This window comes from Flavobacterium sp. N1719, from assembly GCF_025947045.1.
In the GTDB taxonomy this organism is placed as follows: domain Bacteria; phylum Bacteroidota; class Bacteroidia; order Flavobacteriales; family Flavobacteriaceae; genus Flavobacterium; species Flavobacterium stagni.
The window spans coordinates 1,488,613-1,501,043 of sequence record NZ_CP109993.1; the positions used below are offsets into that span (position 1 = coordinate 1,488,613).

Annotated in this window: 11 protein-coding genes; all 11 read left to right on the forward strand. The window is 39.7% G+C overall.

Translation table 11 applies throughout. The features are described 5' to 3' along the window. The first annotated feature begins 1 nt into the window (after position 1). The 11 genes from OLM45_RS06300 to OLM45_RS06350 are packed head-to-tail and all read left to right on the forward strand — an operon-like array spanning position 2 to position 12,372. Positions 2-1,720, forward strand: coding sequence for an ABC transporter ATP-binding protein (locus OLM45_RS06300; protein WP_264512849.1), 1,719 nt, complete (start codon positions 2-4; stop codon positions 1,718-1,720). A gap of 1 nt (position 1,721) precedes the next feature. Then, positions 1,722-2,639 carry a glycosyltransferase family 2 protein gene (locus OLM45_RS06305; RefSeq protein ID WP_264512851.1) on the forward strand — a complete coding sequence of 306 codons (918 nt, stop codon included), beginning with the start codon at positions 1,722-1,724 and terminating at the stop codon, positions 2,637-2,639. Next, a complete protein-coding gene (locus OLM45_RS06310; protein WP_264512853.1) occupies positions 2,629-3,639 on the forward strand; it encodes an N-acetylneuraminate synthase family protein in 1,011 nt (336 codons plus the stop codon). The genes OLM45_RS06305 and OLM45_RS06310 overlap by 11 nt, the downstream gene beginning before the upstream one ends. Continuing rightward, positions 3,636-4,793: a UDP-N-acetylglucosamine 2-epimerase gene (gene neuC / locus OLM45_RS06315; RefSeq protein WP_264512855.1), complete on the forward strand. Its 1,158-nt coding sequence runs from the start codon at positions 3,636-3,638 to the stop codon at positions 4,791-4,793. Before OLM45_RS06310 ends, neuC begins: the two co-directional genes overlap by 4 nt. After that, positions 4,793-5,494: a cytidylyltransferase domain-containing protein gene (locus OLM45_RS06320; protein WP_264512857.1), complete on the forward strand. Its 702-nt coding sequence runs from the start codon at positions 4,793-4,795 to the stop codon at positions 5,492-5,494. The genes neuC and OLM45_RS06320 overlap by 1 nt, the downstream gene beginning before the upstream one ends. Further along, positions 5,494-7,197, forward strand: coding sequence for an asparagine synthase (glutamine-hydrolyzing) (gene asnB / locus OLM45_RS06325; protein WP_264512860.1), 1,704 nt, complete (start codon positions 5,494-5,496; stop codon positions 7,195-7,197). Before OLM45_RS06320 ends, asnB begins: the two co-directional genes overlap by 1 nt. Before the next feature lie 12 nt (positions 7,198-7,209). Then, positions 7,210-7,980 (forward strand): class I SAM-dependent methyltransferase, encoded by a 771-nt coding sequence (locus OLM45_RS06330; RefSeq protein ID WP_264512862.1) that lies wholly within the window; start codon positions 7,210-7,212, stop codon positions 7,978-7,980. Then, positions 7,973-8,764: a hypothetical protein gene (locus tag OLM45_RS06335; protein ID WP_264512864.1), complete on the forward strand. Its 792-nt coding sequence runs from the start codon at positions 7,973-7,975 to the stop codon at positions 8,762-8,764. Before OLM45_RS06330 ends, OLM45_RS06335 begins: the two co-directional genes overlap by 8 nt. Beyond that, positions 8,761-10,155, forward strand: a complete 1,395-nt coding sequence (locus OLM45_RS06340) for a hypothetical protein (RefSeq protein WP_264512866.1) — start codon at positions 8,761-8,763, stop codon at positions 10,153-10,155. The genes OLM45_RS06335 and OLM45_RS06340 overlap by 4 nt, the downstream gene beginning before the upstream one ends. Next, positions 10,142-11,230, forward strand: coding sequence for a glycosyltransferase family 4 protein (locus OLM45_RS06345; protein WP_264512869.1), 1,089 nt, complete (start codon positions 10,142-10,144; stop codon positions 11,228-11,230). Before OLM45_RS06340 ends, OLM45_RS06345 begins: the two co-directional genes overlap by 14 nt. Continuing rightward, entirely contained in the window at positions 11,227-12,372 is a 1,146-nt protein-coding gene (locus tag OLM45_RS06350) for a glycosyltransferase family 4 protein (RefSeq protein ID WP_264512871.1), read from the forward strand. The genes OLM45_RS06345 and OLM45_RS06350 overlap by 4 nt, the downstream gene beginning before the upstream one ends. The last annotated feature ends 59 nt before the right edge of the window (positions 12,373-12,431 follow it).

A 12,431-nucleotide genomic window follows, 5' to 3' on the forward strand; every position in this document is an offset into this window, starting at 1 on the left:
GATGTTGTTGATTCTTATGATTAGCATTTGCTACAGTCTTGTGGACGCACTGAGTTTATCCGTATTTATTCCACTTTTTCAAATTGCATCGGGTGAAGAGACGGGAAATGTAGGGCAAAAATCGTCCTATTTCATTCAGTTTTTTGATTGGATTGGGGTGCAACCTACCGTAAACGCGGTATTGATCATCATGATTATCTTCTTTAGTTTAAAAGCGGTTTTCCGTTACATTGATATCTTTTATCGTGTTTTGGCTACCTCTTATTTTGTGAAAAGAATTCGCTATAAATTACTAGAAGCCATCTCTCAAGTTGAATACGCGAAGTTTGTAACAGTCAATTACGGTACGATTCAAAATAGTGTAACAGGGGAAATATTAAATATTAATAACGCCTTCGCCCAATACATCTCTCTAATTCAAAGCTTAACTTTTGTTTTTGTCTATCTGTTTTTATCCTTCCTGACCAATCCAAAGTTTAGTTTAATTGTGATTATTGGAGGCTGGTTATCCCGATTGGTTTTTAAATCCTTATACAAAAGTTCGGAAGCTTTGTCTTTAAAGATTACCCATCAAAACAACGAACTCTCGGGATTGGTACTTCAAAAAACGGCCAATTATAAATACTTAAAATCAACGGCCTTACTTTCCCGTTATTTGACAAAAATCAATGATAAAGTACTGGCTATCGAAAAACAAGTCGTTGTATTAGGAAGGACATCGGCAAAAGTGATGGCTTTTCGCGAACCGATAATTATCCTTTTTCTTGCATTGGCGATATTTATACAAATGAATGTACTTAATGGAAAATTCAATGCCATTATTATCATTCTCCTTTTCTTTTACCGCGCCTTTGGTAGTTTGATGAGTGTACAGCAAAGTTGGACGGCCTTTCTAAAATACGTTGGTTCTGTCAATCATTATGAAACGTTTTTGAACGAATTAAAATCCAATTCAGAAAAGTCGGGCAAAGAAGTTTTTCAATCGTTAGAAAAGGAAATCTCTTTTGAAAAGGTCTCTTTCACGTATTCTTCGGGTAAACCAATATTGGATGCAATTGACTTAAAAATCCCCAAAAACAATTCAGTAGCTATAGTCGGTAAAAGTGGTTCGGGAAAAACAACCTTAGTCAATTTGGTTTGTGGTTTGTTGAAGCCCTCTTCAGGGACAGTTGCTGTGGATGGTCAATCTTTGAGCGAAATGCAACTGGCTTCTTTCCGGAAAAAAATCGGATTCATTGCACAAGAAACCGTTGTGTTTAACGACACCCTTTTCAATAATGTGACTTTTTGGGATGAGAAAAATGAGGCCAATCTGCTCCGTTTTTTCGAAGCAATAAAAAAAGTGGATTTGGAAGAATTCCTTCAAAAAAGTGATGGCGGCGAAGATACGTTATTGGGCGATAGCGGCGTGGTCATGTCGGGTGGACAACGTCAACGCTTGTCCATTGCCCGTGAATTGTATAAAAACATTGAAATTTTAATATTGGATGAAGCCACTTCTGCCTTGGATTCTCAAACGGAAAAATTCATTCAAGAAAGTATAGAAAATTTAAAGGGACAACTCACCATCATCATTATTGCGCACCGTTTGTCGACCATTAAACATGCGGATACGATTGTACTTTTGAAAGATGGTAAAGTGGATGCGACAGGAAATTACCAAGAGCTTATTCAAAATTCGCCTTCTTTTGCGCAAATGGTAGCCCTTCAGGAATTGTAAAATGAAAAAGTTTGCACTGCTTTTTACGACTAAAAACCGTAAGGAAGATCTGGATTTTACCCTAAAAAAAATTGGGTATTTATTGGAACGCCCTGATGTGGAGTGTCTAGTTTGTGATGATGCTTCTGAAGACGGGACTACTGATTTTTTAGCCCAACAGTATCCCAACATTCAACGGTTACGCAACGAAACGACCCAAGGTTTGATTTACAGTCGTAACCGACTCATGGCTGCCACCCAAGCGGAATACGCGATTTCTTTGGACGATGATTTGCATTTTATAACGCAAAATCCATTGGAAAAAATAGAAACGTATTTTCAAAATCATCCCGAGTGCAGTGTCCTTAGTTTCCGAATATTTTGGGCGAAATATGAGCCTGAATCCACTGCAACGCAGCAACAACCCCATCGTGTAAAAAGTTTTGCCGGCGGTGCCCATGTATGGCGCGTTTCTGATTGGCATAAAATTCCGCCCTATCCTGAATGGTTTTTCTTTTATGGGGAAGAAGATTTTGCGTCTTACCACCTTTATAAAATCAACAAACAAGTCCATTATTTCCCCGAAATATTGGTCAACCACCGCGTCGACTTGTTGGCACGTAAAAAAAATGCCGATTATCAAGTGCGAATTCGTAGAAGTCTTCGCTCAGGTTGGTATTTGTATTTTTTGTTTTATCCCAAACGGATTATTCCTAATCGATTGGCCTATACGTTCTGGGTGCAATTTTCAAAACGAACGCTCAAAGGCGATTGGAAAGCAACCCTCGCAATTTTTCAGGCACTAAGCGATGTAATCCGTAACTTTGGGAAATTGATGAAACATAGTAATCGGTTTTCACGTGAAGAATACCGAAACTATTTTAATTTACCTGAAACCAAACTCTATTGGAAACCCAGTGACGAAAACCATGACAAATAAGGCCGTTTATATTATTGCCGAAATTGGACAAGCCCATGAAGGAAGTCTCGGCTTACTTTATTCCTATATTGATGCATTGGCTACAACCGGAGTGGATGCCGTTAAGTTTCAAATGCATATTGCCGAAGCCGAGAGTAGTGCGCACGAACCTTTTCGGGTTCAATTCTCTAAAGAAGATGTTACCCGTTACGACTATTGGCAACGAATGGGTTTTACTTTTGAACAGTGGCAAGGAATCAAAGCACACTGTGAAGCAAAAGGCTTGGAATTTTTATGTTCGCCTTTTAGTAACCAAGCCGTTGATTGGTTGGAATCCCTGGGAGTAAATCGCTACAAAATTGGTTCGGGCGAAGTTTTAAATCATTTGCTATTAGAAAAAATTGTGCAAACCGGAAAGCCGTTAATTGTCTCTTCGGGGATGAGCAGTTATGCCGATTTGGATGCTACCGTTGCTTTTTTGCGAGAACGTGAAGCCGAATTTGCTTTAATGCAATGCACAACATCCTATCCTACGCCACCGGAACGGTTCGGACTCAACGTGATTCAAGAATTGAAAGAGCGCTACAATGTACCAGTCGGGTATTCCGATCATTCGGCGCAAAAAGCAACTTCTATCGCTGCCGTGAGTTTGGGGGCGACATTGGTCGAATTTCATGTGGTATTCGATCGCCGACAATTTGGCCCCGACTCGGGTTCGTCTCTCACCATCGACGAAACCCAAGAATTGGTGCACGCCATTCGACAAATCGAAGTCGCTTTGGCCCATCCTGTAGACAAAAATGATACAACACCTTACAATGATTTGAAGAAAATGTTTGGAAAATCATTAGCCATTAATAAAAATTTACCCGCAGGTCATATCCTAACTTTTGCCGATTTGGAAGCAAAAAAACCCATGGGTTATGGCATTAATGCACAAGATTTCCACAAGGTTTTAGGTAAAAAACTTACTTTTGATAAACCGCAATGGGATTTCTTAAACGAAGAAGATTTGCAATGAATACACGAAAAATAGCGGTAGTAATTACCGCCCGTCCTTCATATAGTCGCGTAAAATCCTTACTACAAGCGATTAAAGAACATCCCCAGTTGGAATTGCAACTCATTATTGCTGCTTCCGCTCTGTTGGATCGTTATGGTTCTGCCGTGAATTTTATCGAAAAAGACGGATTTACCATTGCTGCAAAAGTCTTTAATGTTTTGGAAGGGGAAAATTTAACCGCTGCCGCGAAAACAACGGGCATCGGAATTCTTGAATTATCTTCCGTATTTGACAATATGCGTCCCGATATAGTGGTTACCGTTGCCGATCGTTTTGAAACCATGGCTACAGCGGTCTCTGCATCGTACATGAATATTCCATTGGCGCATATTCAAGGCGGTGAAGTGACGGGTAATATTGATGAAAAAGTTCGCCATTCCATCACTAAATTATCCGATTACCATTTTGTGGCCTCAGAAAGTGCTCGTGAACGTGTCATTAAATTGGGAGAAAATCCGGAAATGGTTTTCAATACGGGCTGTCCGTCAATTGATTTGGCCAATGAAGTAATACAATACAAAGGACTCACTTTTGATCCTTATCAAAAATACGGTGGAGTAGGGCGTCAACCCGATTTGTCCAACGGGTATTTGGTGGTGATGCAGCATCCTGTGACCAATGAATATCAAGATTCACGTCGACATATCGAAGAAACCCTGAAAGCCGTGGCACAATTGGATATTCCTTGTTTGTGGTTTTGGCCGAATGTCGATGCGGGTGCTGACGGAACTTCAACAGGGATTCGTAGTTTCCGTGAGAAAAATCAGTTGGATAATGTCCATTTTTTCAAAAATATGGACGGCATGGATTTTCTCAATTTGTTGCAAAATTCTAAAGGATTGATCGGAAATTCCAGTGTGGGTATTCGCGAATGCGCCTTCATGGGTGTTCCGGTCATCAATATTGGTTCCCGTCAAAATAAACGCGACCGTGGCCACAACGTCATCGATGTTCGTTATGATCAACAAGAAATTACACAGGCTATTCAAACCATTATTTCACAACCACGACCCGCTTCATCAGCGGTTTATGGTGGAGGTGATGCCGGTAAGAAAATAGCCGATGCCTTAGCTACGGTACCTTTACAATTCCATAAAACAATCATGTACTAATGAACATTTTGGCCCTTATACCGGCACGAAGTGGTTCCAAAGGTGTACCCGGAAAAAATACCAAATTATTAGGTGGCAAACCCTTGTTGGCGTATACAATCGAACAGGCTTTAGAAGTTTCCCTTTTTTCAAGAGTAATTTTGTCTACCGATTGCGAACAAATCGCTGCTGTGGGGAAAGAATGGGGAGCAGAAATTCCCTTTATTCGTCCGGCTTCATTAGCTACAGATTCGGCTTCCAGTATAGGTGTTGTGCAACATGCGTTGGATTTTTATAAAGAAAAAGGTGAAACCTTTGACGCCGTTTGTTTGTTGCAACCCACGACGCCATTTCGAGCGCCCCATTTGATTTCGGAATGCATTCAAAAACTAAAATCGGAAAATTGGGATGCCGTTGTGAGTATGCTCCCTGTTCCACACGAATTTAATCCCCATTGGGTTTTTGAAGCCGATGAAAAGGGTGCGTTACACATTGCCACTGGCGAAAAAGAAATCATCAAAAGACGCCAAGAGTTACCCAATGCCTATTTTCGAGATGGTGCGGTATATTTAACCCGAACCGAATGGCTTGAAAAAGGATCATTTTTTGGTGAAAAATTAGGCTTTGTTTTGTCCAATCCAACTACCTTTGTCAACATTGATACCCTGTCCGATTGGGATAAAGCGGAACAATTAATACAACAATTGAAAGAAAACAGCTAATGTGCGGAATTGCCGGTGTGTTAGGAGCTGCAGCTTCAGAGAATACGATTACCCAATTACTTGAAAAACAACGCCATCGCGGTCCAGATGCAGAACAATTTTGGGTGCAACCCCAAATAGCACTAGGACATAATCGACTAAGCATAATCGATTTATCAACGGCGGCCAACCAACCCATGTATAGCCACGATAAACGGTATGTCATGGTGTTTAATGGTGAAATATATAATTACAAAGAACTCCAAAAAGAACTTTCTGAGTTTCGATTTACCACAACCTCCGATTCAGAAGTCTTATTAGCGGCCTACCAAAAATGGGGACAAGCCATGCTTCCCAAATTGAACGGGATGTTCAGTATCGCCATTTGGGATACGGTAAAACAAGAATTGTTTTTGGCTCGAGACCGATTTGGGGTCAAACCACTTTACTATAGTTTTCACGAAGGAAGTTTCTATTTTGCCAGTGAAATAAAATCTTTGTTTCATGTGGGAATTCCCAAAGTAATGCATACGCCGGTTTGGGCCGCTTACTTTTTAAAAGGTTCCTACGGGATGCCCGATGAAACGTTTTGGGACGGAATTCAACAATTACGGGGTGGACATTATACGGTGATTTCCCTTGCCAATTTTAAAATCGAGCCTAAGTCATGGTATGATTTTATAAAAAATATTCAGACTACTCCACAATTATCAGAAGGTGAATTACGAGAATCCTACGAAGCTTTGTTGCACGATGCCATTCGTTTGCGCTTTAGAGCCGATGTTCCCATTGGGATGAATATCAGTGGCGGTTTGGATTCTTCTATTTTACTAGCCATGGTGAATGCGCATTTGCCATCGGAACAAAAAATAGATGCGTTTACTTTTTACAGTAATGATGCCCGTTATGACGAATTGGAGTGGGTAGAAAATTTGGTTGCCAATACAGGCTACGATTTAAATAAAGTCCTCTTTACTCCGGGGGCTGTTCCCGAATTAATTGAAAAAATTAGTTATTTCCAAGACGAACCTTTTGGTGGTTTTCCCACCTTAGCCTACAGTTTACTTTTTGAACAGGCGCGAAATAAAAATATCCCTGTAATTTTGGATGGCCAAGGCATGGATGAAGCTTGGGCAGGATATGATTATTATTTTTCGGGGAACAACTCGTTAATTCAAGGCGTGACTACGAGTCCGGTGCATCCTGAAATCATTCATAAAGACTTTTTGCGCCAAAAACGCACTGAAAATTATGGAACTCCATTTGATAATGCGCTCCAAAATCTTCAATACCGCGATTTGTTTTATACAAAAATCCCAAGAGCTTTACGCTTTAACGACCGAATCAGTATGATGTATGGTATTGAATTACGGGAACCCTTTTTGGATTACCGTTTGGTCGAATTGGCATTTGCTCAAAAAGCATCCATGAAACACAATGGCACCGATTCCAAATGGATGCTGCGTGAAATTGTTAAAGATAAATTTGATAATACCATCGTATTTGCTCCCAAAAAAGCGCTACAAACGCCCCAACGAGAATGGATTGGTAAAACTTTGCAAGCTGAATTTAAGGAGTATGTGCACGAATTTTCAAAATTTGACTTTGTCAATTGTGAACAAGTTTTGGCGATTTGGGACCAATATTGTAAAGGAAATAATGATAATAGTTTCTATATTTGGCAATGGGTAAACAGTCTGTTTTTACTCCATAAATCACTTTAGAATTTCGGTCAAATGATTCAAGCAATAAAGAAAAATATTCATTTTAGAACCAAGCAAAAAATCAAGAACAAATGGAAAGCCTTTTTAGGTTTTTTTGCTTTTGGGAATTTGACCCGACGGGCGATTATATTTAAAACCGATAAATGGGGCGGACATTTTTATACCCCACATTATCAGACGCATTTTAAGCCTTATCGTTTTAAACGTATAAAATTGCTTGAAATTGGTGTAGGCGGTTATGAGTCACCCTATTCGGGTGGGAATTCATTGCGAATGTGGAAGTCCTATTTTCCGTTTGGTAAAATATTTTCCTTGGATATTTATGACAAATCACCCCAGCAAGAATCTCGTATAAAAATCTTTCAAGGAAGTCAGGTAGACTTTGATTTTCTGCAAAAAGTAATTGCTACTACCGGCGAACTTGATTTAATAATTGACGATGGGAGTCATATCAACGAACACGTGATTCAGTCGTTTGAGTTTTTATTTCCCAAATTGAAAAAAGGTGGGATTTACGTGATTGAAGATACACAAACTTCCTATTGGGAACATTATGGGGGGACATCTCAAAATTTTAATCAAGAAGGAACGATTTATCAGTATTTTAAATCTTTGATTGACGGATTGAATCATGCCGAGTTCATGATACCCGATTACCAACGCAGTTATTATGATGCGCATATTACCTCCATGCATTTTTATCACAATATGATTTTTATTTACAAAGGGGATAATAATGAAGCGTCCAATTATTTGACAAACAATACGGTGAAGAATGGATAAGTCGAAGATTGCACTCCTTTCTACGGTAATCAATTTTGAGTTGTATGAAAAATCAGCTCCTTTGTTTCCACAAGGGATTCAAAAGTATATAATTGATGGCCGTAATGGAATGCACGGAATTCACAGTTTGCATTATCTTTTTCAAAAATTAAAAGGGAAAGGGATCGAATGGCTGATTATGGCGGATGAAGATGTACTTTTCACCCAACCCGATGCTGTTTTTTCATTGATTGAAATCATGGAAAAGCAAAATTACTCCGTATGCGGTGTTCGTGATGGTGGCGTCATTGCGCACAGAAATTACAATCCCTATGCGATTAATACCTTCTTTTCAATCCTAAATTTTAAGGCTATTGAAAAGATTTATCATAAAGCCACCATTCAAAACAACCAATTTTGTCGTGCAGGGGAGTTCTCCGATGATCTTTCCCAATTGCCGTATGCTTATGATGCTGAAAGTACGTTTGAACAATACTATTGTTTCTATTTTTGGTTGCGTCGGCAAGGACATCGTTTTTTGTTTTTAGAATCTACAACAGAACCCGACGGTATTGCTAATTCGGTTTATGTAAACGGAGAAAAAATCTTAACCCATACCTGGTATGCGCGGAGTTATGGAATTAACACCAAACATACCGATCGAATCAATGCTTTTTTAAAAGAAGTACCAGAGCATAAATCCCAACCTATGGATTCGCCCATTATTTTCAAAAAAAGTACTTTTGCTATGGAACAGCGATGCAAAAAGTTGCTCGCAAAAATTCGCCATAAATTAAAATCATGAAAAAACTGGGAATCGTCATCACAGATGGAGTTGGGTACCGTAATTTCATCATGAGTAATTTCATGCAAGAAGCGGTTCAGCAATTTGATCAAATCATTATCTATTCAGGATTGCCCGCCTCCATTTATGCCCTTGAACAATATCCACAAGTTACCGTGCATGAATTGGAAGTGTATCATGAAGGTCATGTTTCTTTTATTTTTAGAAAATGGAAGGAAATTGCCCACATGGAAAAAAGCAAAAGTAATTTTGGGATGAGCGATAACAATCGCACCAATTATCCCAAAACCAACAGCTTGAAGAATTTGGTGGTCAAGTTTTTCTATATTTTATCCCGAATTTACAGTTCGAACGGAACCATTCTCTTTGCAGAGAAACTACAGTTTTTGGCTTTTTCTAAAAATAAAATCACGCAGTCGTATATCCAACTTTTAAAGAAAGACCAACCGGATTTGGTGTTTTTTACCCACCAACGGCCTTCGTATTTGGCGCCTTTTTTATATGCAGCACAGCGCGTGAAAATCCCGACGTGTTCCTTTATTTTCAGTTGGGATAATTTGGCGTCGAAAGGGAGAATGTTGGGGACTTTCGACTATTTTCTAGTATGGAGTCAGTTGATGAAAGATGAATTGCTTCAATTTTATCCCAATACCAATCCTGAAGGCGTTAAAATTGTAGGAACTCCGCAATTTGAACCCTATTTTTTACCCCATTACCAAACCGAACGCGAGGCGTTTTTGAAGCGGTTCCAATTGGATCCAGCCAAAAAAATCATTTGTTTTAGTTGTGCCGATAAATCCATTGGAGGTAACGATCCTTTGGTAATTAAAACCATTGCAGAAGCAATTCGTAACGGGAAACTAGAACAGGAAGCCCAATTATTAGTGCGAACTTCACCTGCAGAAGAACCGTCGCGATTTGAAGCGATTCGTTCGGCTTATCCTGAAATTATTTGGAACAATCCCAAGTGGATTCAAACCCGTTCCAGTCATGACCAAATGTGGTCGCAACGCATTCCTTCGGAAGAAGATATTTTTGATTTGCGCGCTATTATTGAACATTCCGATATCAATGTTAATATGTTGTCTACCATGAGTTTGGATTTTATGTTGTTCGGAAAACCCGTGATCAACACGGTTTTTGGAACCGAAACCAATGGGTTGTACAACGATAGTCGATTCCTGAAATACGCTCATATTAAAACGGTATTGGATTGTAAAGCAACCCGAATTGCTACACAAGAATCAGAGTTAATCGCGGCTTTGAATACCTATTTAGTCCACCCACAAACCGATGCCAAAGAACGACAACAACTAATTGAAATCGAAGTGTGTACACCGTTAGCCGGAATCAGTAACCGTATGGCGCAACAATTGTATGAGTGGTGCTAAGCAAATACCGTCGAAAATAGCAGTCCTCTGTGATTATGCGCTTTTACCCGAACGCGTAGGAGGGATGGACTATTTTTTCTGGCAGTTTGACGCCTATTGCAAACAACATCAAATTGCAGTTGATTGGTTTTTCCCAAATGACAGTTCCCACCAAGGTTATGCAAATTTGACCCGGTTTTTCAGTGGGAATACCAATGTCGAAAACTATTTTTTGCATCACGCAGCTCCACAATACGAAGTAATCATTACCCATTTCATCGAATTGTGTACGCCAACATTAAAAGCAATTAAGAAAAAGTTTGGTGCCCAACTCATTGTTGTGGATCACAATCCACGTCCCGTTGGAGGATATCCATTGAAAAAACGCTTGCAAAAACGTTTAAAAGGAGCCTTATATTCTTCATTTATCGATCGATTTATTGGAGTTTCTGAATATTCGCGCCAACAAATGATTGCCGAATTTGGGTCACAAATTCGATCCCGAACTCAAGTAATCTTTAATGGATTGCATACGGAAAAGTTTGTGAAACGAACACAAGTTGACTTTCATGGCAAATTTATTATCGCCTCCCATTTGAGAAAAGATAAAGGAATCCAAGATGTGATTGAAGCAGTGCGCTTAGTTGTGCAACGTCAATCTGATTTGCAATTTTCAATTGATGTTTTTGGTGAAGGCTATTACGAACAAGAATTGAAAACCTTGGTCACAAACTATCACTTGGAATCCTATTTTAATTTCAAAGGCAGCGTGTCCAATCTTCATGGACGGTATGCCGATTATGATTATTTGATTCATCCTTCGCATGGGGAAACGTTTTGTTACGCTGTTGTCGAGGCCTTGTTATGCCGACTTCCCGTAATTACAACCAAAAATCAAGGGAATATTTTGGGATTGGTTGAAGAATCGGTCAACGGATTTTTGTTTCAAGAACAAGCGGTTCAACAGTTGGCTTCGCATTTAGAAAAAATACTGACCGAACAATTACTACTGGATAATTCCGTACATTACAACTCGAAAATTGAGCAATTGACCTTGGCTAATATGGTGCAAAATTATTTCCAGTTACTCGCATGAAAATAGGTTTTCTGACCATCGAATATCCCCACCCAAATATTGGTAATTCAGGGGGAATTGGAACGGCCATTTACAGTTTGGTTCGTGGTCTTCAAGCGCAAGGCCACCAAATTACGGTCATAGTTTACGGTCAGCCCCATGACAGCACGTTTAAAGAAAATGGAATTCAATTTTATACAGTTGAAAATAAAGCCGTCAAGGGTTTGTCCATGTATTTGACCCAAAAAAAGATACAACGACTCATCAATTCGCTTTATGCATCCCAACAAATAGAAGTTTTGGAAGTGCCCGATTGGCAAGGCGTTACCGCTTATGTGAATACCCCTTGTCCTTTGATGATGCGTTTGCACGGTAGTGACACCTATTTTTGTCATCTTGAAAACCGGAAGTTGAAATGGCGCAACCGTTTGTATGAAAAACGCGCTTACCATCAGGCTACAGGAATAATTCCGGTGAGTGATTACACCGGGAAAATGTCCAATTTAGTTTTTGGTAGTTCTCGTAATTATAGTGTGGTCCCCAACGGAGTCGATTTGACAAATTTTAAACCCGTTGCTCAAGCGGAGCCTAATATTATCCTCTATTTTGGCACCTTAATTCGCAAAAAGGGATTACTCGAATTGCCGCATATTTTTAATGCCATTCATGAGAAAAATCCCGAAGCCCAACTCGTATTGGTGGGTAAAGACGCCGCAGATGTCATTACAGGTTCGACTTCGGTATGGGCCATGATGCAGCCGTTGTTTACTGCGCAAGCACTCCAAAAAGTGAATTATGTAGGGCCTGTTCCCTATGCAGAAATGCAACAATGGATTGGCAAAGCAACTGTTTGTGTTTTTCCCACATTTGCAGAAGCCTTACCCGTTTCATGGTTGGAAGCCATGGCCATGCAGAAACCAATTGTCGCATCAAATATCGGTTGGGCGCCAGAAATTGTGACGCATGAAAAAGACGGATTTTTAGTAGCACCCACAGCACATCAAGACTACGCGGCATGTGTTTTAGAAATTTTAGAAAACCCTACATTGGCTGCATCCATAGCACAAGCGGCTCGACTAAAAATTGAATCCCAATTCAGTATTGAAAAAGTAGCCCAACAATTGGTGGAAACTTATCAAAAATTGTTGCCGAAAGGAAATTAATCAGTTGCCATTTTCCCATTTATTTCGCTGTCAAAAATTAGCTTTTCTGTTGGTTTTAT

Bases quoted from the DNA above. Each gene is read 5' to 3' on its own strand.
- OLM45_RS06300 (WP_264512849.1), top strand. From the start codon at position 2: ATGTTGTTGATTCTTATGATTAGCATTTGCTACAGTCTTGTGGACGCA.
- OLM45_RS06305 (WP_264512851.1), top strand. From the start codon at position 1,722: ATGAAAAAGTTTGCACTGCTTTTTACGACTAAAAACCGTAAGGAAGAT.
- OLM45_RS06310 (WP_264512853.1), top strand. From the start codon at position 2,629: ATGACAAATAAGGCCGTTTATATTATTGCCGAAATTGGACAAGCCCAT.
- neuC (WP_264512855.1), top strand. From the start codon at position 3,636: ATGAATACACGAAAAATAGCGGTAGTAATTACCGCCCGTCCTTCATAT.
- OLM45_RS06320 (WP_264512857.1), top strand. From the start codon at position 4,793: ATGAACATTTTGGCCCTTATACCGGCACGAAGTGGTTCCAAAGGTGTA.
- asnB (WP_264512860.1), top strand. From the start codon at position 5,494: ATGTGCGGAATTGCCGGTGTGTTAGGAGCTGCAGCTTCAGAGAATACG.
- OLM45_RS06330 (WP_264512862.1), top strand. From the start codon at position 7,210: ATGATTCAAGCAATAAAGAAAAATATTCATTTTAGAACCAAGCAAAAA.
- OLM45_RS06335 (WP_264512864.1), top strand. From the start codon at position 7,973: ATGGATAAGTCGAAGATTGCACTCCTTTCTACGGTAATCAATTTTGAG.
- OLM45_RS06340 (WP_264512866.1), top strand. From the start codon at position 8,761: ATGAAAAAACTGGGAATCGTCATCACAGATGGAGTTGGGTACCGTAAT.
- OLM45_RS06345 (WP_264512869.1), top strand. From the start codon at position 10,142: ATGAGTGGTGCTAAGCAAATACCGTCGAAAATAGCAGTCCTCTGTGAT.
- OLM45_RS06350 (WP_264512871.1), top strand. From the start codon at position 11,227: ATGAAAATAGGTTTTCTGACCATCGAATATCCCCACCCAAATATTGGT.